The organism is Enterobacter sp. BNK-16, assembly GCF_048684955.1.
In the GTDB taxonomy this organism is placed as follows: Bacteria; Pseudomonadota; Gammaproteobacteria; order Enterobacterales; family Enterobacteriaceae; genus Enterobacter; species Enterobacter bugandensis.
The window spans coordinates 2,595,040-2,618,247 of the sequence record NZ_JBLQTQ010000001.1; the positions used below are offsets into that span (position 1 = coordinate 2,595,040).

Below are 23,208 nucleotides of genomic sequence, written 5' to 3' on the forward strand. Positions count from 1 at the left end.
AGTGGCACGATCGGGAAATGTGATTTTGCATAGGCTAACGCGCCGGCCTCAACAACAGGGTTTGCGCGATGGTTTCGCCTGCCCGCAGCTTCTTTCCAACATACCTCACAAAAAACGATCCTCCGCTTTGATCGACATGCCATCTTCGCCTATATGACTAGTCATGAATTTTTAAATGACTAGTCATATACGGAGGGAACATGAACAATCAGCTGCCGGCCAACTTTTTATGGGGCAACTCGGTGTCCAGTATGCAGACGGAAGGGGCATGGAACGAGGGCGGGAAGGGGATGTCGGTGTACGACATTCGCGAAGCTGGAGAAAACATCTCCGACTGGAAAGTGGCCACCGACTCCTACCACCGCTACCGGGAAGATTTCGACCTGATGCAGGATCTGGGCATGAACTGCTACCGCTTCCAGATCTCCTGGAGCCGCGTCTGCCCGCAGGGCGACGGCGCGTTCAACGACGAGGGCATCGCCTTTTACGACCGCTTTATTGACGATCTCATCGCCCGCGGCATCGAGCCGATGGTCTGCCTCTACCACTTCGACATGCCGCTGGCGCTGGCGCAGGAGTACAACGGCTTCAACGATCGCCGCGTGGTGGAGGCTTTTATCCGCTACGGCAAAAAGATGATCGACTGCTTCGGCGACCGGGTAAAGTACTGGCTGACCTTTAACGAGCAGAACATCTTCCATATGCCGGAAGCGTTCCGCATTTCCGGCTATATGAAAGGCGAGAAAACCCTGCGCGAGCTGTATGAGCTTCAGCACCATGCGATGGTGGCGCACATGTCGCTGACCGAATACCTGCACCAGACGAAACCGGGTCAGCTAATGGGCGGCATGCTGGCGCACCAGCTGATCTATCCGGCCACCTGCAAGCCGCGCGATATCTTCTGCGCCCAGCAGTATGACGAATTCCTCAACCAGAACCTGCTGCGCGTCTTTGCAGGCCAGGGCTACAGCCCGGCGGTGATGGCGGTGGTAGAGCAGGAGGGCTTCGGTGATATCTATCGCGCCGACGATCTCGCTCTGTTTGCCCGCACGAAAAACGACTTTATGGCCTTCAGCTACTATGCCAGCAAAACGCTGGACAGCGATGCGATCCCGGAAGGCACGCCGGTCAACTATTACCTGCTGCACGGTGAGAAAAATAACCCCTACCTGAAAGCCACCGAGTGGAACTGGCAGATCGATCCGCTGGGCTTTCGCACCATCATCACTCGCTATGCCAACGACTGGCGGATGCCGGTCTTCCCGATTGAAAACGGTATTGGGGTAATTGAGTCCTGGGACGGGGTCAACCCGATTGAGGACACCTACCGCATCGACTACCACCGGGCGCATATCGAGGCCATGAAGGAAGCCATATTCGAGGATGGCGCAGGGGTCATTGGCTATCTCGGCTGGGGGTTAATTGACATTCTTAGCTCGCAGGGGGACATGCGTAAGCGCTACGGCGTGGTCTATGTCAACCGCGAGAATCACGACCTGAAAGACCTTAAGCGCGTGCCGAAGAAGAGCTACGCGTGGTTAAAACAGGTTATCCATACCAACGGACGCGAGATGTAAGCCGTACGCTGCCGGGCCGTTTTTGTGACTGATTGATGGGAACACTCCGCTATGTCTGAAGCAAAAATAACACCGCACATGCAGTCTTTTGTCGACAAATTTGTTGAGTTCTCGGCGCGCCTGGCAAACCAGGTGCACCTGCGCTCCCTGCGCGACGCCTTCGCCACGGTGATGCCGATTTTCATCCTCGCCGGTCTGGCGGTGCTGGTGAACAACGTGGTGTTCCCGTGGATTTTTGAGGGCGACACGCTCACACAGTTTAAGGTGTGGGGCGAGGCGATTATTAACGGCACGCTGAACATCGCCGCGCTGCTGCTGGCGCCGATGATTGCCTGGTCGCTGGCGCGCAACAAAGATTTCGACAATCCGGTCTCGGCAGTGGTTATCGCCGTCAGCAGCTTTATCATCATGATGCCGATGCGCTTACAGGTTACGCCCGTTGGCAGCGACGCTGCGGTCAGCGTGACGCAGGTGCTGACGTTCGCCAATATCGGCTCCACCGGGATTTTCGCCGGGGTGCTGATTGGCCTGATTTCCACCGAGCTGTTCATCGCCATTTCGCGGCTGAAGGCGCTGCACATTTCGCTGGGGGAAAACGTGCCCCCGGCGGTGAGCAAATCCTTTACCGCGCTGATCCCAACCATTCTTACCTTATCGGTGTTCGCCGTGCTGGCGGCGCTGCTGGCGAACGTGCTGCATACGGACCTGATCCACCTCATTACGACCTTTATTCAGCAGCCGCTGCGGCTGATCAACACCAGCCTGCCGGGGACGATTTTCATCTACAGCTTCGGCAACTTCCTGTTCACGCTCGGTATTCATCAGTCGGTGGTCAACAGCGTGGTGCTGGAGCCGTTCCTGCTGATCAACACCAACGAGAACATGCTGGCCTTCGCCAACGGACAGCCGATCCCGCACATCATCAACAACATCTTTGTGCCGACGTTTGGCATGGTGGGCGGTACGGGCAGCACGATCTCGCTGCTGATCGCCATCTTTATCTTCACGCGGCAACAATCGGCGAAGCAGGTGGCGCGTCTGTCGCTGGCGCCGGGCCTGTTCAACATCAACGAGCCGGTGATTTTCGGCCTGCCGATCGTCTTTAACCTGCCGCTGATGATCCCGTTTGTGCTGCTGCCCGCCATCGGCATTTATTTTGCGTGGCTCTGCACCACGCTGGGGTTAATGTCCCGCTGCGTGGTGATGATCCCGTGGACCACGCCGCCGATCCTCAGCGCCTGGCTGGCGACGGCGGGGGACTGGCGCGCCGTGGTGGTCCAGTTGGCAATCATCGTATTTGGTGTATTCTTCTACCTGCCTTTCCTCAAAATTGCCGAGCGAGTGGCCTTGAAAAACAGCGGGATAGAAAACTAACAGAAAGGAAGGACGATGGCGGCGAAGTACATCACCATAGCGCGGGAAATTAAGAAACGCATTATCAGCCAGCAGTACGCCGCCAACGAACCCCTGCCGGACCAGTTTGCACTGGCGGCGGAGTTCAGTACCAGCCGGATGACTATTCAGCAGGCGATGCGCCAGCTGATCGTCGAAGGGCTGGTCTACACCCGTCAGGGGCAGGGGACGTTCATCCGCAAAAACTTCCTCCAGCTCTCGCAGTGGGATCTCTCCGGCAGCGACTACTTTGGCGCGACCAAAACCTGGGCGCATCTGGGTACGGTGACGAGCCAGGTGGTGCATTTCGAACTGCGCTTCCCGAACGAAAAAGAGCAGGCGTCGCTGATGATTAACGCCGATGCGCCGATCTACGACTTCATTCGCCTGCGTTTACTGAACGGCGAACCAATGTCGCTGGATTCCACGGTGATGCCGATGAATCTGGTGCCGGGCCTGACGAAAAACCACCTTGAAGGTTCGGTGTTTCAGTACGTTCAGGAAACTCTGGGGCTGAAAATTATGGGGTCATACCGGGTCGTGCGGGCGCTAAAGCCCAGCGCGCTGGACAGAGAGCATCTGGTCTGTGAGGAAACCGATCCGGTGCTGGAGGTGGAGCAGGTCATTTATCTGGAAGATGGCACGCCGCTGGAGTATGCCCACTGCCACTATCGCTACGACCACGGCGGGATTGTTATCGTGAATAACGGATAAAAAAAAGCGGGCCTCGAAGCCCGCTTTTTTAATACGCGTGATTAATTCAGACGCACCGGCATACCGGAACGGTTCTGAATCGCCTGGTCGACGATGGTGGTTTCCACGTCTGGCTGAGAGGTCACGGACTGCACCGCGCTGTTCAGCGTAATCGGCACGATCTCGTTGTTGTTAATCTGGTCTTCGCTGGTGGACAGCGGGTTGTGCACTTCGATGTAGCGGCTGCCGTCTGGCTCAGACGTCGCTTTCACCGGTTCGTTGATGAACTGCACGCGCGTACCCACCGGCACGTTTTCGAACAGGAACTTGATGTCGTCGTTACGCAGGCGCACGCAGCCGTGGCTCACGCGCAGGCCGATACCGAAGTTGGCGTTGGTGCCGTGGATGGCGTACAGACGACCAATGTACAGCGCGTACAGGCCCATCGGGTTATCCGGGCCGGCTGGCACAACGGCGGGAAGCGGTTCACCCGCAGCGATGTATTCCGCGTGCATTTTAGCCGTCGGCGTCCAGGTTGGGCCCGCTTTCTTACGCTCTACTTTGGTGGTCCAGTTCAGCGGGGTGTCTTTACCCAGCTGGCCGATACCGATTGGCAGCACGATAACGGTGTTGGTGCCTTTCGGGTAGTAATAGAGACGCATTTCGGCGCTGTTAATCACAATGCCTTCATGAACGGTATCCGGCAGGATCAGCTGCTGAGGAATATTCAGCACGGTACCTGCTTTTGGCAGATACGGGTCAACGCCCGGGTTCGCTTCCAGCATGTTGGACAGGCCCAGCTGGTACTGCGCGGCGAAATACTCCAGCGGCTGAGAGTTACCCTCAGGCACCGTCACCACCTGGTTTTGACCCACCAGACGGCTTCCGTCTGTCGGCAGGGGATACGTCACCGCAGATGCGGTCTTACAAAAACCTACTACGGCTAACGCCGCCGCAAAAAGCGTTGTTAATTTCATGTTCATGTTGTGCGAGGTATCTAAGCCATTCAGGCGATGAGTTGATAAGTCTGAATCTGTGATGGGAGCGCATTATATGTGCATTCCCGCTAACAGGGAATTCAGATGTGTACGAAATCACATTTTTTTCGATTTTGTTAAAGTTTAGTGGATTGCCGCAACACGGGATCTCAATTCGGAATTGTGGCATAATGCCGTGTTTATCACACTTTTCGCAGGAATCTCTCCGTGTTAGTTACCAGCAACGTCACTATGCAGTTTGGCAGTAAGCCGCTGTTCGAAAACATTTCCGTCAAATTTGGCGGCGGCAACCGTTACGGCCTGATTGGTGCCAACGGTAGCGGAAAATCCACCTTTATGAAGATCCTCGGCGGCGATTTAGAGCCGACGCTGGGCAACGTGTCGCTCGATCCGAACGAGCGTATCGGTAAGCTGCGTCAGGATCAGTTCGCCTTCGAAGAGTTCACCGTGCTCGACACCGTGATCATGGGGCACGCGGAGCTGTGGGAAGTGAAGCAGGAGCGCGATCGTATCTACGGTCTCGCCGAAATGAGCGAAGAAGACGGCTATAAAGTGGCCGATCTGGAAACGCAGTACGGCGAAATGGACGGCTACTCCGCGGAAGCGCGTGCGGGCGAACTGCTGCTGGGCGTCGGTATTCCGGTTGAACAGCATTACGGCCCGATGAGCGAAGTCGCGCCAGGCTGGAAGCTGCGCGTGCTGCTGGCGCAGGCGCTGTTCTCTAACCCGGACATCCTGCTGCTCGACGAACCAACGAACAACCTGGACATCGATACCATCCGCTGGCTGGAGCAGACGCTGAACGACCGCGACAGCACCATGATCATCATCTCGCACGACCGTCACTTCCTGAACATGGTCTGTACGCACATGGCGGATCTGGACTACGGCGAGCTGCGCGTTTATCCGGGCAACTACGACGAGTACATGACGGCAGCCACCCAGGCGCGCGAGCGTCTGCTGGCAGATAACGCCAAGAAGAAAGCGCAGATTGCGGACCTGCAATCCTTCGTGAGCCGCTTCAGCGCCAACGCCTCTAAATCCCGTCAGGCAACATCGCGTGCCCGTCAGATCGACAAAATCAAGCTGGAAGAGGTTAAAGCCTCCAGCCGTCAGAACCCGTTCATTCGCTTTGAGCAGGACAAGAAGCTGTTCCGTAACGCGCTGGAAGTTGAGGCGCTTACCAAAGGCTTTGATGAAGGCCCGCTGTTTAAAAACTTCAACCTGCTGCTGGAAGTGGGCGAAAAGATTGCCATTCTGGGCGCCAACGGTGTGGGTAAATCTACCCTGCTGAAAACCCTGGTGGGTGAACTGCAGCCGGACAACGGCACCGTGAAGTGGTCTGAAAACGCGCAGATTGGCTACTACGCCCAGGATCATGAGTACGAGTTCGAAAATGACCTGACCGTCTTCGACTGGATGAGCCAGTGGAAGCAGGAAGGTGACGACGAGCAGGCGGTGCGCAGCATTCTGGGTCGTCTGCTGTTCAGCCAGGACGACATCAAAAAGCCGGCCAAAGTGCTCTCCGGTGGTGAAAAAGGCCGCATGCTCTTCGGCAAGCTGATGATGGAAAAACCGAACATTCTGGTGATGGACGAACCGACCAACCACCTGGACATGGAATCTATCGAATCGCTGAACATGGCGCTGGAGATGTATCAGGGCACCCTGATCTTCGTCTCTCACGACCGTGAGTTCGTCAGCTCACTGGCGACCCGCGTGATCGAAATTACGCCAGAGCGCGTGGTGGACTTCAGCGGTAACTACGAAGATTACCTGCGCAGCAAAGGTATCGACGGCTAAAAAAAAGCCGGGTGGCGGCTTCGCCTTACCCGGCCTACGTTCTATTCCCTCTCCCACAGGGAGAGGGCTAGGGTGAGGGCATCAGGCCGTACTACACCACCCGCTCGCTCCCTTCAACCCCATTCACCCGCAGCGTACGTTTTTCCCCCGCCGGTAACGACACCTTCAGCGCCTTCCACGCCGGACGATAATCCCCGCGCGCGTTGACCTTCAGGTTGATGGTTGCGCCATCACACTCCATTTCCCATTCCACCCACAGCGCATTGCCCTTCTGGTAGCCCCAGCTTTCACCGTCGTCTTCAAATAGCAGCCCCGTGGTTGTGCCGACGCCTTTAACCGGGAACAGCTTCAGCTCGCGGGTCGTATCTTTTTCAGCACTCACATGCGTGATGCGCTCGCTAAGCGGCAGACCGGCCCCGGCGCGCACCAGCAGCGGCAGTTTTTCCAGCGGCGCATCAAGGACGATGGATTGCCCGCCCGCATACCACGCGTGGGTGTAAAAATCGTACCAGCCCGTTTCGTTATCTGGCAGCCAGACGCGGCGCTCGCGCTGCCCGGCTTCGACGACGCTGGCGACCAGCAGGTCGCGGCCCAGCAGGAAGTCATCGCACTCTTCGAAGGTCTGCGCGTCGTGCTCGTGGTCGAGGAAGGTCGGGCGCAGCATCGGCTCGTCGTCGGCGTGCGCCTGCCAGAGCAGGGTGTAGAGATACGGCAGCAGGCGGTAGCGCAGCTCAATCGCGCCGCGAATGGCAGGCGTGACGCCCGGATACATCCACGGCTCGTTCACCGTGTGGTCATCGTTCCACGAGTGAATGGTAAAGCGCGGGTGCATTACGCCGTTCTGCACCCAGCGCACGAACAGCTCGGCGTCCGGCTTGTCGCCGGAGAAACCGCCGACGTCGTGCCCGACGTTGAACAGCCCGGACAGGCTCATGCCCAGCCCCATGCGGATGTTATAGCGCAGGGTGTCCCAGTTGGTGCGGTTGTCGCCGCTCCAGGTCTGAACGTAGCGCTGCATCCCGGCGCAGCCGGAGCGGGAGATGAGATACGGGCGTTTTTCCGGCGCAAAGCGCTGCTGCGCTTCCAGCGAGGCGCGCATCATCAGCAGCGGCATCACCGGGCGAATGTGCTTGATGGCGATCTCCTTGCCGAAGCCAAAGCAGCGGGCTTCCCCGTCCCACACTTCATACTCGTTGTTATCGTTCCAGGTGGAGTCGATGCCCATCTCCAGCAGCTGCGTGGTCACGCCGTTCTGCCACCACTGCACCGTCTGCGGGTTGGTGAAGTCGAGGTGCGAGCCTTCGTCATCCCAGAAGCTGGAACGTTCGGGCGCGTCGGTTTCTGAATCGCGAATGAACAGGCCGCGTTCCGCCACTTCGTTATAGCGGGGATGATCCTGCAGCAGGCACGGCTTGATGTTGGCCGCAAGCTTCAGTCCCGCGTCGTGGAAGGCCTGGCTCATCGCCTTCGGCTGCGGCACTTTGTCGTAGTTCCAGTTGAAGACGTAGCGCTTGCCGTTGATGGAGGTATAGCCGGACGAGAGCTGGAACGAATCGCACGGAATGGCGTGCTCTTCGCACAGGCGGATGAAGTTCATCAGCTGATTCTGCGCGTCCGGTGCGTCGGTGTAGTGCATGGTCGAGCCGCTGTAGCCCAGGCTCCACTTCGGCCCAAACAGCGTTTTCCCGGTCAGGCGCACAAAGGCTTTGGTGACGTCCAGCGCGCGCTTGCCGGTAAAGAGGTAGTAATCAATATCACCCGCTTCCGCCTGCCAGCGGCGATAGGCGGTGTGATAGTTGTCGATCTCGTTGCCCAGATCCAGCCAGCAGCTGCTCAGGTTGTCGTAGAACAGGCCGTAGCTCACGTCGTCGCGGCGGGTAAGGGTGAACGGAATGTGCTTGTAGAGCGGGTCGGTGCTGGCGGCGTTATAGCCCATGGCGTCCAGGTTGCGCATCTCGTAACGTTTGCCGTTGCGCTGCAGATCGCCCGCTTTCTCGCCCAGCCCGTAGAAACGCTCGTCCTTGCGGCGGCTGAGATAGTGCGCCACGCCGTCGCCGTGGGCGTTCAGCAGGTAGGCGCTGGTCGGGCGATCCTGGACCAGCGGCTGCCATTCGCCCGCATCATTGCGGTAGTGCCACTCCAGCCACAGGGGCTGGTGGACGGTGACGCGCAGCTGCTCGGTTGCCACCGTCACTGCGTCATCCTGCTGCGTCAGGGTCCAGGCCGGGCAGGAGAAACCGCTCAAGTCGTCACGATGGCGGCCTTCCCACGGCACGTCCTGTTCTGGCGCGATGCTCCAGGTGCGGTCCAGCGCCAGCTCGCCTTTGCGCTTAATCAGCACGCGGAACAGGTTTTGTTCCAGCACATACAGGCACAGGCGGTGCTGATTATCCACCAGCAGCTCCAGATGATTCGCAGACTGCTTATCGACGGTCCAGTTTTTCAGGGTTTTCATATGCAATACATCCACTATCAGGCGCGCTTGGCGCGACGTTCAGCAATAAATGCCACCAGGAAGAGAGCGCCAATCAGGTCAAAGAAGCCCATGGCAATAAAGAGCGGGTTGAAGCCGATTTTGTCGGCGGTCACCCCTATTAACAGGGAGAACAGGAAGCTGGCGATCCACGCCGCCGAGCCGCGCATGCCGTTGACGGTCGCCATCTGGCCCTTATCGAAGGACTCCACCACCAGCGCGCTCAGCATGCAGGAGATAATCTGGTGCCCGAAGCCGCCGATGGAGATCAGCACGATGGTGATATACGGGTCGCGGGTCACGGCGACGATGGCCAGAGAAATCATCAGGAACGCGCCGGTGACGGAGCTTGCCACCACCGAGTTCACGCGGGAGCAGCCGAACCAGCGGGTGTACAGGCGCGTCAGGTAGCCGCTCGCTACGCTGCCGAGGTCGGCGGCGAGGAAGGGCAGCCAGGCAAACATCGCGATCTGCTTCAGGTCCATGCCGTGCTCTTTGGCGAGGTACAGGGGCACCCAGAAGCTCAGCACCGCCCAGGCGGGTTCTGCCATAAAGGCCGGGATGGCGATACCGTAGAAGCGTTTGTTTTTCGAGACGGTTTTCAGCGCGGTCAGGAAGGGCAGCTTGACCGGTGCGGGTTCGTTATCCTGCTTGATAAACGCCAGCTCGTCGCGGCTCAGGTTCGGGTGCTGTTCCGGGTTGTGGTAGAACGCCCACCAGAGGATCACCCACAGCAGCGCCAGCACGCCGGTAAACATAAACGCGCCCTGCCAGCCGAACGACGCGTGAGCAAAGTAGATGATAGGCGGGGCCAGCATCGCGCCGATGGAGAAGCCCACGCCCGCCCAGCCGGCGGCAACGGGACGCTCTGATTTCGGGAACCATTCGCCGATGGTTTTGGCGTTCGCTGGCGTGGCGGCAGCTTCGGAAGCGCCCATAAAGAAGCGCAGAATGGCCAGGTGCAGCCAGCTTCCGGCGCCCGCGTGGAAGATACACATCAGCGCCCAGATCCCGGCGCAGACCATAAAGCCAATCTTCAGGCCGATGACGTCAATCAGCCAGCCGCACAGGGGCTGGAAAATGGTGTAGGCGATCTGAAACGCGCCGACTATCCAGGAGTACTGCTCGGTGGTGATCCCGAGGCTCTCTTTCAGTTCCGGGGCGAGGATCCCCAGCGAGTTACGGGTGATGTAGTTAACGGTGACGCCAAGTAAAAACAGCACCAGCACGTACCAGCGCAAATTCTTAATGACGCGACGGGTTTTGCTTGTCGCAACGGTGTTATTGATGTCCTGACTCATTTTACTCTCCACAAGACGGACGGTAAGGGGACGGAGGTTCAGGTGTCACACAGATTGTTATGCCTTTGATTTCTATCCGCTTAGAATGCTTAAGTTGCTATACAACTAGTATGGAAGCTGTGTGACAAGTTCACCTTAGGGAAGAAAATGAGAGGGCAAAAGTGGATTTTGTGCAAAATTTCTCATAACTGACGTAAACCCTCTGGCATGATGGTCTTTATGTCAGTTATTGCCTGATGAACACGCTATGAAAATTTTTTCATTTCGCAAATGGAGCCAGATCACAAAATGGACAAAAGGCTAAAAATCACCGAAATCGCCGCCCGTACCCAGCTCTCCATCAGTACGGTTTCCCGTGTGCTGGCAGGCAAAGCGAATACCAGCGAAAAGGCGCGGGCTAAGGTGCTGGCGTGCGCGCGGGAGCTGGGGGTGATGGACGGCATGGCGGCGGGGCGTCTGCTGCTTAACAGCCTGGTGGTTTTTGCCCCTCAGCGTGCCTTCGACGAGCGGTCCGACATCTTTTACTACCGCGTGATCCAGAGCGTGAGCAAAGGGCTTGCCTCGCACGAGGTTCGGCTGCGCTACTGCGCGCTGGAGGAGAACGACAGCGACGCCCAGATTTTTCTGGCACGCATGAACGAGCCGGATACCCAGGCGGCCATTCTGCTCGGTATCGACGATCCGCATATCCACGATCTGGCGGTGGATGTGGGGAAACCCTGCATGCTGATTAACTGCCGGGACCGCCGCATGCGCCTGCCTGCCGTTGCCCCGGATCATCGCGCCATCGGCGAGCGGGCGGCGGAGTACCTGTTCGAGATGGGGCACCGCGAGGTGATGAACGTGCTGTGCCTGCGTCGCTACACCATGGAGCTGCGCCTGGCGGGGATCCGCGACGCGTGGCACGCTCATAATCTCAGGTTTAACGACAGGCGCGATCTGCTGGTGGTGCCAAGCTTCAGCGCCAGAGAGACGGAGCAACTGGTGAGCGAGTGGCTTAACCAACAGAAGGGAAAAGACCTGCCGACGGCGTTCCTGGTAGGCGGGGACTTTATGGCGGCAGGCACCATCAGCGCGCTGCAAAATCACGGTCTGCGCGTGCCGCAGGACGTCTCGGTGATGAGCATTGACGGCTTTAATCTGGCGGCGATTCAGGATGTGCCCTTAACGGCGGTGCATGTTCCCCGCGACGAGCTGGGAACGGAAGCGGTGCATATGCTCCAGCAGCGGCTGATGCGCCCGGACGCGCCGGTAGGAACATTGCTGCTGAACGGCACGCTGGCCGTGCGGGAATCGGTACGGCGGATACGTCAGGGGAAACGACGCACCGCCGTGGAGCGGGAAGGGCTGTACGACAGTTAAGCCATGCCCAGCGCACGCTTGCCGTGGATATTGAGATCGTTCACGGTAAAACGGTCCTGCCAGCTTTTTTCATAATCCTCGCGCGGGAAGTCTCCCGGCGACGCGCCGGTTTCCAGCGCTTCCTTGACCTTTTTCGCATAGGCGAGGTTCTTCTCGCACATTGGCGCGGCGGGGATGTACATCACGTTGCCCCAGCCCTGCTGATTTTCCACCGGCGCGACAGAGTGGATCACGTCGCAGTGCCACCACACGGAATCGCCGGCTTCCAGCGCCGGAATACTGGTTAATGCTTCGACAAGCAGCGGGTGCCACTTCTCGGAAATCGGCAGCACGCGCCCCGGCGCCACGCCGCAGAGTTCGTCTTCCGGCACGTCGTCCAGCAGCGGACGCAGCAGAATGTAGGCCATTGCTTCCGGGATCGGCACCACGTGCAGCAGCCCCTGGCCGGGGATCATGTCCGACAGCGCCGTCCAGCCCTGGAAGGTGCGGAACACCGAGCATTTGGTGGTGTTATCCACGGTGTATTCTTCCACTTCAGTACGGTGCGCGGCGTTCCACGGATCGTATTTCTCGACGTTGCCGTCAAACACGCGGGCAAACACCTGCTGGTAAGCCGGCAGCAGCCAGCGCTCCAGCGCGCCGGAATCGGTATGCGCCCCCAGCCCTTTGGAGGTGGTTCCCGGCGGACGGCGGCGAATGCGGTCCGGGTAAATCACGCTCACGTCAGGGTCGAACCACTGCTTGCCGTTGCTCTCGAATGTCCATAAACGGTTCAGGAACGACTGCACCTGCGCCATCGCTTCACTCTGGCGCGCCTGCATTTGTGCCTGGGACCAGTAGATCGGGTAAATCTCCGGGCGGGAGGCGGTTAAGGTGCCGAAGAAGTTGTCGCCCGGCCCTTTGTACACCTCGTCAAACTTGTTCAGATCGAGGTAGTCGAGCATCGACCGATCCCACGCCAGCGCCTGCTCGCGGGGGAAGTGACCTTTAATCACCGCGCAGCCGCGGCGCTTAACGGCCTCGCGCTGAGCGTCGGTAATCGTGCCGTTTTTCACATCTGCAAACGGAATCACCGGCCAGACGGATTCGCCTTTATTTTTCAGGGCGTTGATCTCCGCCACGCGGGTGGCGATTTTATCGCTGAGCTTGTCGAACACCGCCTGCACGTCGCCGATCTGCGCGCGTAACTCACGTTTTAACTGACGGATTGCCGCTTTGTGATCCGCCGGCAAGGTTTCACTGGTAAAGGTCATAACTGCCTCGCATCTTTCATTCGAAAGTAAAAATGTCTACAAGTGATACTTTAAGTTAAAAATAAGTTAATGCAAGTTTAAAAACTTGACGCAAGCCACAGGACGGAAAAAGAGTGAGAGGCCGGAGCGGGGCTCCGGCGAGGAAAGGATCAGACGTCGAAAGGAGAGTGGTTGTCGAGCACGGCCTGAATGACGTTCAGCGCGCCCTGATGGTTGTTATCGTCGGTGCTGTAGCGGCTAATGTCTTTAATGCTCTGCGCCGCGTTGCCCATCGCAAAAGAGTATTTCACCAGCTTCAGCATCTCGGCATCGTTGCCGCTGTCGCCAATGCCGACGCACTCCTGCGGGGAGATTTTCCAGCGTTTCAGCAGGCGGCTAATGCCGTTGGCCTTGTGCAGGCCGGGGATAATCAAATCGACAAAACCGAAACCGCTGGTGACCGGCTTCATGATGCCGTCCAGGGAGACGTGCAGTTTATCGACCAGGTTCGGGATATCGCTGTCCGGCAGGTTCAGGGAGAACTTAAACAGCACGTCATCGATTTCGCGGTAATCGCTGATGCGTTTTAAGCGGTGATAGTGCTTTGACATCAGCGCCACGAAGGCGTCCGGGGCTTTGTCGCTGACGTAGGCGCTCTCCAGCCCGCAGGCTACAAAGTTCAGCCCTTTGTCTTTCAGCAGTTCGCCAATAACGATCTGCGACTCATGGTGGGTCAGCTCGCCGTGGAAAACCTGCTCGCCGTGATCGAACACCAGCGCGCCGTTCTCCGCCACGAAGGAGATCTGCTCTTTCAGCTCGGGGAAGAAGGAGATGAGCTGGTAATACTGGTTGCCGCTGGCGACAACGAATTCAATATCGCGGGATTTAAGCTGCTCAAACTGTGCCTGGAAGCGGTCACGATCGTACTGCTTGGCATCATCAAGGAAAGTTCCGTCCATATCGGTGACGATAACTTTAACGGTCATACTGTGCTCCTGGGTCACTGCGTTTTGAAACATTCTAATAACAAGGTGACGGGGAGCACAAATTTAATTTCGAATGAAAGTCAGAAAGCCGGGTGGCGGCTTCGCCTTACCCGGCCTACGGGGAGACTCTGTAGGCCCGGTAAGCACATCGCCACCGGGCGTTTTCTTACAGCGTATGCTCAGTACGGGCGATAATATCGTCCTGCGCATCCGGCGACAGGGCGGTGAAGAACGCCGAGTAACCCGCAACGCGTACCACCAGGTCTCGATACTGGTCAGGGTGTTTCTTCGCCTCCAGCAGCGTTTCGCGCGAGACAATGTTGTACTGAATATGCCAGCCCTTGTGCACCTCGAAGAAGGTGCGCAGCAGCACCATCAGCTTCTGGCGATCGCTGTCGTTTTCCAGCGTCGACGGGTTCAGCTTCTGGTTAAGCAGCACGCCGCCCAGGATCGCCTCGGTAGGCAGTTTACCGACCGAGCCGATCACCGCGGTCGGGCCGAGGTGGTCGGTACCGGAAGCCGGGCTTGCCCCTTCCGCCAGCGGGGTGTGGGCCTTACGTCCGTCCGGCGTCGCCATCGTTGCCGCGCCAAACGGCACGTTCGCGGAGATGGAAGAGGTGCCCGCGTAGTAGTTACCGCCAATCGGGCCGCGGCCGTAGCGCGGGTTGTGGTACTGCTTCAGCTCTTCAATGTAGGTCTGATAGGCTCGGGTCAGCAGCATGTCCACGCTGTCGTCATCGTTGCCGTACTTCGGCGCGCCGTTGATCAGGCGCTGGCGCAGCTGCTCGTGGGTCAGCCCGTCGAAGTCATCGGCCAGCGCCGCCGCCAGCTGCTGCTGGCCGATAGCGTCCTGCTCAAAGACCAGCTTTTTCACCGCTGCCAGGCTGTTGCCGAGGTTGGCGATACCGACCTGCAGGCCGGAGACCCAGTCATACTTCGCGCCGCCCTGCTTGATGCTTTTCGCGCGCTCGATGCAGTCGTCCACCAGCGCCGAGCAGAGAATGTCGTGGACGTTCTCTTCCAGCATGGTATCCACCACGTACTCGATCTCGATGGATTTGCGGGTGTAGTAGCGGATCTGGCTGTCCCACGCTGCCATCACCTCCTCGAAATTGTCGAAGTTACCGGCGGAGAGCGCTTTCTCCTGCGGCAGGAACACCTTGCCGCTGGTGGCGTCGCGGCCGCCTTCCAGCGCGGCGAGCATCACGCGGGCGAAGTTGATAAAGCTCATGCCGGTGCAGCGGTAGCCCCACTTGCCGCCTACCGCGGTTTCGATGCAGCCGATGGCCGCGTAGTCATAGGCATCATCGCGCTCAACGCCGAGCTTGATAAATTCCGGGATCACGATTTCGTCGTTGTTAAAGGCAGGCATCCCGAAGCCGCAGCGGATCACCTGCACGCAGGCGTCGAGGAAGTCGTTGCTCATGCCCGCGTGATAGCGCACGCTCAGGTTCGGCTGGGTGGAGCGCAGGCGACCGCAGGACTCCAGGATCGCGTAGGAGAGCGGGTTCACCGCGTCCATCGGCTCGCCGTTGACCAGCTTCTGACCACCAATGGTGACGTTCTGGTACAGCGGGCTGCCGGCAGAGGCTTTGGAGTGCGAGCCGGAGCGGATTTTGTTCACTTCCAGCAGCTTCAGCCAGCAGCTGTGCAGCAGCTCGATGGCGTGCTCGCGGTCCAGGCTCTGGTCCAGCTCCACGTCCCGGCGGTAGTACGGATAGAGATACTGGTCCATCCGCGCAAACGACACGGAGTGGCCGTTGGACTCAATCTGCAGGATCAGCTGAATGAAGTAGCACAGCTGCAGCGCCTGCCAGAAGGTTTTTGGCGGCTCGTGGGCAATCACGTCGCAGTTTTCCGCCATCGCCAGCAGCTCGTCGCGGCGGCTTTCGCGGGTTTCCGTAGACGCCATCTCACGCGCCAGGTCGGCGAAGCGTTTGATGTGCAGGCTGACGGCTTCCAGCACGATATCAATTGCCTTCAGGAACTGATCGCCGTGCAGGTCTTCCAGCACCGTCAGGTTGATGCGCGAGCGGCGCTCGTCCACTTTGGCGCGCAGGCCGTCGAGACCTTTCTCCAGCACCAGCGGGAAGTTTACCGCCAGGTGGGCGTCGCCGGAGGTCATGTTGCCTTCGGCTTTGATGATGCCGGTTTCCAGCAGGCCTTTCTGCTCGTCGGTGAACATGCCGTAGCAGCGGTCCTGCACCGTCTGGCCGCGCCACCACGGGCAGATTTCATGCAGCACACGCTTGTTCTCTTCGCTCACCGCGAAGCCCGCACCCGGACGGTCCGCCAGATCGTCAATCTCTTTCTCAATCCAGGAGACGGTATATTCCGGGAAGATCGGCGCGGCGCGCACTTCGCTTGCCTGGTTGCCGATAATCAGCTCGTCGTGCTTGATCCAGATGGTGCGTTCCGCCAGGTGATGTGCCAGCGCCAGGGCGCGACGCACCGGGATCGGCTTGTCCATGTGCTGCTGGTACATTTCGGTGTAATGCTGCGCGCGCTCGGTACAGACCGGCGGCTTGACGATATGCACCAGCGCCATTTTATGCGCTTTAATACGTTCGCTGAGGGTGTTGAGATTCAGGGTGGTCATAGGTTTATCCTCGTAAGGTCGCGGTTAACCCTTTCTGGCAGGCGTACTGCTGCGCGAAATCCAGCAGGGCAGGGTTATCCAGCGGTTTGTCAGGGGCAGAGTAGGGTTGGCTGAGCAGGGTGTATTTGTTCATGCCCAGCGTGTGATACGGCAAAAAATGAATATCATCGACGCCGAGTTCGTCGGCGGCGAAGTTGGTAATGGCTGTGATGGACGCTTCATCGGCGTTAAAGCCCTGGATCAGCGGCACGCGGATGGTGATCTTTTTCCCGGCAGCGGCGAGGCGCTTCAGGTTGTCCAGGATCCGTTTGGCCGAACCGTCGGTCCACTGTTTGAACACCGCTCCATCGACGTGCTTAAGGTCGGCAAGGAACAGATCGACGTACGGTAATGACGGCTCGATATAGTGCCACGGCACGTGAAGGCAGGTTTCGACGGCGGTGTGGATACCCTGTTCGTGGCTGGCCTTGAACAGGGCGTGCGCCAGCTCCGGGTTCATAAACGGCTCGCCGCCGGAGAGGGTGATCCCGCCGCCGCTGCGGTCATAAAAAGGTTTGTCGCGCAGCACGGTGGCCATGATCTCGTCCACCTGCTTCTCTTCACCGCAGACGGTAAGCGCCTGCGTCGGGCAGCAGTCGGTGAGGGCGTTAAGCGTCTCTTCACTCAGCTTTTCGCGGTGGATGACCAGGCCATTGAGCGCGCGTTCGATACAGCCCGGTGCCGCCAGCTGACACAGGTCGCAGCCTTCCAGACACAGGCGCGCGTCAAACAGCACGTCCCGGCTGCGCGAGCGGCTTTCCGGGTTCTGACACCAGCGACAGCCCAGCGAGCAGCCTTTCAGGAACACCACGGTTCGAATACCGGGGCCGTCGTGGGTGGAATAACGCTGAATATTGAAGATCATATTTTTGCCCTCAAGTTGCATATGAAGATTAAATTACTTTCGAATGAAAGTTATCTTGATGCAGGTCAACTCTTGAGCAGGTTTTGTCGTGATAGGGTAAGTGCAGGCTAATTTTGAGGGTGACATCATGGAACTTTATCTCGACACATCTGACGTTGCGGCAGTCAAAAAGCTGGCGCGTATCTTCCCGCTGGCGGGCGTGACCACCAACCCAAGCATTGTGGCGGCAGGAAAAACGCCGCTCGACGAGCTGCTGCCCGCGCTGCACGACGCGTTGGGCGGTAAGGGCCGTCTGTTTGCGCAGGTAATGGCAACCACCGCCGAAGGGATGGTGGAAGACGCGCGCAAGCTGCGCGCTATCATTAACGACCTGGTGGTGAAGGTGCCGGTGACCGCAGAAGGGCTGGCAGCCATTAAGATGCTGAAAGCGGAAGGGATCCCGACGCTGGGCACGGCGGTGTATGGCGCCGCGCAGGGGATGCTGTCCGCCCTGGCCGGAGCTGAGTATGTGGCCCCTTACGTTAACCGCGTGGACGCGCAGGGCGGGGACGGGATTCAGACCGTGATTGAACTGCAGCAGCTGTTGGCGCTGCACGCGCCGCAGTCAAAGGTGCTGGCCGCGAGCTTTAAAACCCCACGTCAGGCGCTGGACTGCCTGCTGGCAGGGTGCGAGTCCATCACGCTGCCGCTGGACGTCGCGCAGCAGTTTATTACTTCCCCTGCGGTGGATGCGGCGATCGTGAAGTTTGAGCAGGACTGGCAGGGGGCGTTTGGACGGACGTCTATCTGACGGGGGCGGCCTGATGCCCTCGCCCCAACCCTCTCCCACAGGGAGAGAGAGCAAACACTAAAACGGCAACCTGAAGGTTGCCGTTTGCTTTAACTTCCGCACACCTCACACCCCGGGTTACGCATCAGCTTCATCTCGCGGAACTGGCAGGTCATCGCGTCATACATCACGATTTTCCCCGCTGCGGGCGTGCCGTAGTGCGCCAGCACTTTGATCGCTTCCATCGCCTGCAGGGAGCCAATCACGCCGACCAACGGCGCCATCACGCCCGCCTCGACGCAGGTCAGCGCATTCTCGCCAAACAGACGGCTCAGGCAGCGGTAGCAGGGTCCACCCTCGGCGTACGTGAAGACGCTGATTTGCCCCTCCATGCGGATTGCCGCGCCGGAGACCAGCGGGGTTTTGTGGGCAAAACAGCCCGCGTTCAGCTGGTTACGGACGGCGACGTTATCGGTGCAGTCGAGCACCAGATCGTGCTGCGCAATCTGCGCGAACAGCGCGTCGTCATCCAGCATCGCGTCAATCAGGGTGAACTGAACGTTGGGGTTGATGCGCGCCAGCGCCGTGCGGGCAGAGTCCACTTTCGGCTGGCCAACCGTCGCGTCGCTGTGCAGCGTCTGGCGCTGCAGGTTGGACACCGAGACGGTATCGAAATCCAACAGCGTCATCCTGCCCACGCCCGCCGCCGAAAGATACTGCGCGGCGGCGCAGCCCAGCCCGCCGAGACCGACGACCAGCACATTGGCTGCCTTAAGCGCTTCCTGGCCCTCAAAGTCAAACCCGCGCAGCACGATCTGGCGGTTGTAGCGCATCATCTCCTGGTCGCTCAGCTCCACCGTCATGTCAGCCTCCGAACAGGTGGTTAAAGCTTTCTACCTCAACCCATTCGCCGGCTTCCACGTTGCCGCGCTCGCGCTCCAGCACGATAAAGCAGTTGCCCTGGCTGAAGGAGCTGAAAATGTGCGAGCCCTGATGTCCGGTGGTGCTCACTTCGAGCTCACCGTCCGCGCCGCGTGCCAGAATGCCGCGCTGGAAATCGAGACGACCCGGTGATTTTTTCAGGCGCGTAGCGGCACGCACGCGCAGGCGTTCCGGCAGCGGGCTGGCCTTGTTGCCGGAAAGCTTCGCCAGCAGCGGGATCGCCAGCTGGTAGAAGGTGAGTGCCGCAGAGACCGGGTTACCCGGCAGGCCGCAGAACCAGCTGTGCGGAAGCTTGCCAAACGCGAACGGTTTGCCCGGCTTGATCGCCAGCTTCCAGAAGGCGATTTCGCCCAGCTCTTCAAGAAGGGTTTTGGTGTAATCCGCTTCGCCCACGGAGACGCCGCCGGAGCTGATGACCACGTCGGCGGATTTGTCCGCCTCGATAAACGCCGCGCGCAGTTTTTCCGGGTCGTCTGGAATGATGCCGAGGTTAATCACCTCGCAGCCCAACTGCTCCAGCATCAGGTGTACCGCCAGGCGGTTGGTGTCATAAATCTGGCCGTCCTGCAGCGGCTGGCCCGGAAGCTGCAGCTCGTCGCCGGTGGAGAATACCGCTACGCGCACCTTGCGGATAACGTCAACTTCCGCGATGCCGAGCGAGGCCAGCACCGGTAGTTCACCTACCGTCAATTTCTGCCCGGCGGCAAAAACGGTCGCGCCGAGGGTGATGTCTTCGCCCGTGCGGCGGATGTTCTGGCCCGCTTTAACGTTCGCGGTAAAACGCACCCCGTCGCCGGTCTGCTCGGTCTCTTCCTGCATCACCACGGCATCGCAGCCCTGCGGAACCGGCGCGCCGGTCATGATGCGCACGCAGGTGCCAGCAGGCCATTCGCCGCTAAACGGCTGGCCCGCAAAGGCTTTACCCGCCACCGGCAGGGCGTTACCCGTCTGGAGATCGGCCAGGCGCACCGCGTAACCGTCCATCGCTGAGTTATCGAACCCCGGCACGTTCATCGGCGAGACGATATCGCGCGCGGCAATACGACCAAAACAGCGCACAAGCGGCAGCGTCTCAACGTCATGCAGCGGAGAAATACGGTCAAGCATCTGCGAGAGTGCCGTCTCAAGCGGCATCAGTCCGGCGGTAAAATCCATGGTGGGCTCCTGCGGAGTAACAACGAAAGCGCCCATTATGGCAGAAAAGTGCGGCTAACTGTATGACCCGATGGGTGTACGCTTTACATCACTGTTGCGTCTTTCTATATTCAAAAATCATCTGAAGTTTCATCGACGATAATGATATTTATAGAAAAAGCCGCGAATCAGGCTAACGGGTGATGCGAATGGTTAATGCGGTAATCGCAATTCATGGCGGCGCAGGGGCAATCACCCGTGCACAGCTCAGTCCCGAGCAGGAAAAGCGCTACATTGACGCGCTGTACGCCATTGTGGAAACGGGCCAGAAAATGCTGGAAGCGGGCGAGAGCGCGCTGGATGTGGTCACCGAGGCGGTGCGCCTGCTGGAAGAGTGTCCGCTCTTTAATGCCGGAATAGGTTCGGTCTTTACCCGGGATGAAACCCACGAGCTGGACGCCTGCGTGATGGACGGCGTCACCCTGAAGGCGGGCGCCGTGGCGGGCGTGAGCCATCTGCGAAATCCGGTGCTGGCGGCGCGTCTGGTGATGGAGGAGAGCCCGCACGTTCTGCTGGCGGGCGCCGGGGCGGAAAAATTTGCCTTTGAGCACGGAATGGAACCGGTATCGCCGGATCTGTTTTCCACGGAAGAACGCTATCAGCAGCTGCTGGAAGCCCGTACGGCGGGCATAACGCAGCTTGACCATACTGCGCCGCTGGATGAAACCACCAAAATGGGCACGGTCGGCGCGGTGGCGCTCGATAAAGCCGGTAACCTCGCGGCGGCGACGTCAACGGGCGGCATGACCAACAAGCTGCCGGGACGCGTCGGCGACAGCCCGCTGCCCGGCGCGGGCTGCTATGCCAATAACGCCACGGCGGCGGTGTCGTGTACCGGCACCGGGGAAGTGTTTATTCGCGCCCTCGCGGCCTACGACATCACCGCGCTGATGGATTACGGCGGTTTAAGCCTGAGCGAGGCCTGCGAGCGCGTGGTGATGGAAAAATTACCTGCCCTGGGCGGCGTCGGCGGGCTGATTGCGGTCGATCGTGAGGGCAACGTGGCCCTGCCGTTCAACAGCGAAGGCATGTACCGCGCCTGGGGTTATGCCGGTGATGAGCCGAGCACGGGCATCTATCGTGAATAAGGGGGCAGCGCGTGCCGCACACTGAAGAACTGGACAACCGCGAGGTGCTGGCTGTCCATCAGCTGAATATTGCGTTTCAGGAAGAGCGGCAGTTCATCCCAGCAGTACAGAATTTATCGTTCTCGCTCAGGCGCGGCGAGACGCTGGCGATTGTTGGCGAGTCCGGCTCCGGTAAATCGGTCACCGCGCTGGCGCTGATGCGCCTGCTGGAAAAGACGGGCGGGCAAATCAGCAGCGAGAAAATGCTCCTGCGCCGCCGTAACCGTCAGGTCATCGATTTAAACGAGCTGAGCGGCGCGCAGATGCAGGGCGTGCGCGGGGCGGATATCGCGATGATCTTCCAGGAGCCGATGACCTCGCTCAACCCGGTGTTCCCGGTCGGGGAGCAAATTGCCGAGTCCATCCGGCTGCATCAGGGGCTGAGCGGCGATGAGGCGCTCAGGGAAGCGAGACGCATGCTGGAGCTGGTGCGCATTCCGGAGGCGCAGGCCATTCTGGGGCGCTACCCGCATCAGCTTTCCGGCGGCATGCGCCAGCGGGTGATGATTGCCATGGCGCTCTCCTGCCGTCCGGCGGTGCTGATCGCCGATGAGCCGACGACGGCGCTGGACGTGACGATTCAGGCGCAGATCCTGCAGCTCATCAAAGTGCTGCAGCAGGAGATGGAGATGGGAGTGATTTTCATCACCCACGATATGGGCGTAGTGGCTGACATCGCCGATCGGGTGCTGGTGATGCATAAGGGCAATGCTGTGGAAACCGGTGCGGTCGAGCAGATTTTCCATGCCCCCGAGCATCCTTACACCAAAGCGCTGCTGGCGGCGGTGCCGCGGCTTGGGGCAATGAACGGCAGCGATTTGCCGCGCCGTTTTCCGCTGATTTCCCTGGAGGCGACAGAGCCGCAGGAGGATGAAGGCGAGCAGGACACCGTGGTGTCGGGCAAACCGATACTCGAAGTGCGCAATCTGGTGACCCGCTTTCCGCTGCGCAGCGGAATTTTCAACCGCCTGAAGCGCGAAGTGCATGCGGTGGAAAACGTCAGTTTTGATCTCTGGCCGGGTGAAACGCTGGCGCTGGTAGGAGAGTCCGGCTGCGGGAAATCCACCACCGGGCGGGCGCTGCTCAGGCTCGTGGAGACCCAGGAGGGGACGATAACCTTTAACGGTGAACGTATCGACACCCTGCCAGATAATAAATTACAGGCGATACGACGAGATATTCAGTTTATCTTCCAGGATCCGTATGCCTCTCTCGACCCGCGCCATACGGTAGGGTACTCAATTATGGAGCCGCTGCGGGTGCATAACCTGCTCGACGGCGAGGCGGCGCAGCGTCGCGTGGCCTGGCTGCTGGAGCGCGTTGGCCTGAAGCCGGAACACGCCTGGCGTTATCCGCATGAGTTTTCCGGCGGGCAGCGGCAGCGTATATGCATCGCCCGCGCGCTGGCGCTGAACCCGAAGGTGGTGATTGCGGATGAATCCGTCTCGGCGCTGGATGTCTCGATCCGGGCGCAAATTATCAACTTACTGCTGGATTTACAGCGGGATATGGGCATTGCCTTCCTGTTTATCTCGCACGACATGGCGGTGGTAGAGCGTATCAGCCACCGCGTGGCGGTGATGTTTATGGGGCAGATCGTGGAGATTGGCCCGCGAAGGGCGGTGTTTGAGAACCCGCAGCACCCCTACACCCGCAAGCTTATTGCGGCGGTGCCGGTTGCCGATCCCGCGCACCGTCACGGCCAGCGCGTGCTGCTGCAGGATGAGATGCCGAGCAACATTCGTAAACGGGGCGAAGCCGTGGAGCGCGTCACGCTGCGTGAGGTTGGTCCGGGCCACTTCGTGGCTCCGCCGCGCCAGGACAATGCCTTCTCACGGTTATAACTTACAACAGGC

Annotated in this window: 17 protein-coding genes; 8 read left to right on the top strand and 9 right to left on the bottom strand. The window is 59.4% G+C overall.

All coding sequences use genetic code 11. The features are described from left to right. Window positions 1-200: 200 nt before the first annotated feature. Genes ACMGGH_RS12415 through ACMGGH_RS12425 form a run of 3 tightly spaced genes read left to right on the top strand, consistent with a single transcriptional unit; the run spans window position 201 to window position 3,683 of the window. The gene (locus ACMGGH_RS12415; protein ID WP_232948011.1) at window positions 201-1,577 is read left to right on the top strand and encodes a glycoside hydrolase family 1 protein; all 1,377 of its coding nucleotides are present in this window, start codon (window positions 201-203) and stop codon (window positions 1,575-1,577) included. Window positions 1,578-1,628: 51 nt separating this feature from the next. Continuing rightward, a complete protein-coding gene (locus tag ACMGGH_RS12420; RefSeq protein ID WP_232948012.1) occupies window positions 1,629-2,951 on the top strand; it encodes a PTS sugar transporter subunit IIC in 1,323 nt (440 codons plus the stop codon). A 15-nt stretch (window positions 2,952-2,966) separates the two neighbouring features. Further along, window positions 2,967-3,683, top strand: a complete 717-nt coding sequence (locus ACMGGH_RS12425; RefSeq protein WP_025912880.1) for a GntR family transcriptional regulator — start codon at window positions 2,967-2,969, stop codon at window positions 3,681-3,683. Window positions 3,684-3,724: 41 nt separating this feature from the next. Here the strand turns inward: ACMGGH_RS12425 and ldtB are convergent, their stop codons facing one another. Then, entirely contained in the window at window positions 3,725-4,645 is a 921-nt protein-coding gene (gene ldtB / locus ACMGGH_RS12430; RefSeq protein ID WP_008501186.1) for a L,D-transpeptidase, read from the bottom strand. A 222-nt stretch (window positions 4,646-4,867) separates the two neighbouring features. Between ldtB and ACMGGH_RS12435 the strand changes: the two genes are divergently transcribed. Further along, a complete protein-coding gene (locus ACMGGH_RS12435; protein WP_047368156.1) occupies window positions 4,868-6,463 on the top strand; it encodes an ABC-F family ATPase in 1,596 nt (531 codons plus the stop codon). A gap of 91 nt (window positions 6,464-6,554) precedes the next feature. Here ACMGGH_RS12435 and ACMGGH_RS12440 read toward each other — a convergent pair whose 3' ends face one another. Continuing rightward, a complete protein-coding gene (locus ACMGGH_RS12440; RefSeq protein WP_232948013.1) occupies window positions 6,555-8,918 on the bottom strand; it encodes a TIM-barrel domain-containing protein in 2,364 nt (787 codons plus the stop codon). Between the two features lie 17 nt (window positions 8,919-8,935). Then, on the bottom strand, window positions 8,936-10,237 hold the full coding sequence (locus ACMGGH_RS12445; protein ID WP_028012467.1) for an MFS transporter: 1,302 nt from the start codon (window positions 10,235-10,237) through the stop codon (window positions 8,936-8,938). 288 nt (window positions 10,238-10,525) lie between these two features. On the opposite strand from ACMGGH_RS12445, the gene ACMGGH_RS12450 reads away from it, so the two are divergent. After that, entirely contained in the window at window positions 10,526-11,599 is a 1,074-nt protein-coding gene (locus tag ACMGGH_RS12450; RefSeq protein ID WP_047368158.1) for a LacI family DNA-binding transcriptional regulator, read from the top strand. Here ACMGGH_RS12450 and ACMGGH_RS12455 read toward each other — a convergent pair. From ACMGGH_RS12455 to ACMGGH_RS12470, 4 genes are all read right to left on the bottom strand, one after another. Next, window positions 11,596-12,852, bottom strand: coding sequence for a DUF1479 domain-containing protein (locus tag ACMGGH_RS12455; RefSeq protein WP_048957029.1), 1,257 nt, complete (start codon window positions 12,850-12,852; stop codon window positions 11,596-11,598). The genes ACMGGH_RS12450 and ACMGGH_RS12455 overlap by 4 nt on opposite strands. A 149-nt stretch (window positions 12,853-13,001) precedes the next feature. Next, window positions 13,002-13,817, bottom strand: coding sequence for a Cof-type HAD-IIB family hydrolase (locus ACMGGH_RS12460; protein WP_232948014.1), 816 nt, complete (start codon window positions 13,815-13,817; stop codon window positions 13,002-13,004). Window positions 13,818-13,983: 166 nt separating this feature from the next. Beyond that, window positions 13,984-16,416, bottom strand: a complete 2,433-nt coding sequence (locus ACMGGH_RS12465; protein ID WP_232948015.1) for a formate C-acetyltransferase/glycerol dehydratase family glycyl radical enzyme — start codon at window positions 16,414-16,416, stop codon at window positions 13,984-13,986. A gap of 4 nt (window positions 16,417-16,420) precedes the next feature. Continuing rightward, complete coding sequence (locus ACMGGH_RS12470) at window positions 16,421-17,320, bottom strand: glycyl-radical enzyme activating protein (RefSeq protein WP_047368162.1); 900 nt, start codon at window positions 17,318-17,320, stop codon at window positions 16,421-16,423. Between the two features lie 127 nt (window positions 17,321-17,447). On the opposite strand from ACMGGH_RS12470, the gene fsa reads away from it, so the two are divergent. Next, on the top strand, window positions 17,448-18,110 hold the full coding sequence (fsa, locus tag ACMGGH_RS12475) for a fructose-6-phosphate aldolase (RefSeq protein WP_028012473.1): 663 nt from the start codon (window positions 17,448-17,450) through the stop codon (window positions 18,108-18,110). Window positions 18,111-18,199: 89 nt separating this feature from the next. Here the strand turns inward: fsa and moeB are convergent, their stop codons facing one another. Further along, the gene (gene moeB, locus ACMGGH_RS12480) at window positions 18,200-18,952 is read right to left on the bottom strand and encodes a molybdopterin-synthase adenylyltransferase MoeB (RefSeq protein WP_232948016.1); all 753 of its coding nucleotides are present in this window, start codon (window positions 18,950-18,952) and stop codon (window positions 18,200-18,202) included. A 1-nt stretch (window position 18,953) separates the two neighbouring features. Further along, a complete protein-coding gene (gene moeA / locus ACMGGH_RS12485) occupies window positions 18,954-20,186 on the bottom strand; it encodes a molybdopterin molybdotransferase MoeA (RefSeq protein ID WP_232948017.1) in 1,233 nt (410 codons plus the stop codon). A gap of 188 nt (window positions 20,187-20,374) precedes the next feature. Between moeA and iaaA the strand changes: the two genes are divergently transcribed. Both iaaA and gsiA read left to right on the top strand, forming a co-directional pair. Beyond that, window positions 20,375-21,313 (top strand): beta-aspartyl-peptidase, encoded by a 939-nt coding sequence (iaaA, locus tag ACMGGH_RS12490; protein ID WP_045260003.1) that lies wholly within the window; start codon window positions 20,375-20,377, stop codon window positions 21,311-21,313. 11 nt (window positions 21,314-21,324) lie between these two features. After that, window positions 21,325-23,196 (top strand): glutathione ABC transporter ATP-binding protein GsiA, encoded by a 1,872-nt coding sequence (gene gsiA / locus ACMGGH_RS12495; RefSeq protein WP_232948018.1) that lies wholly within the window; start codon window positions 21,325-21,327, stop codon window positions 23,194-23,196. Window positions 23,197-23,208 lie beyond the last annotated feature (12 nt).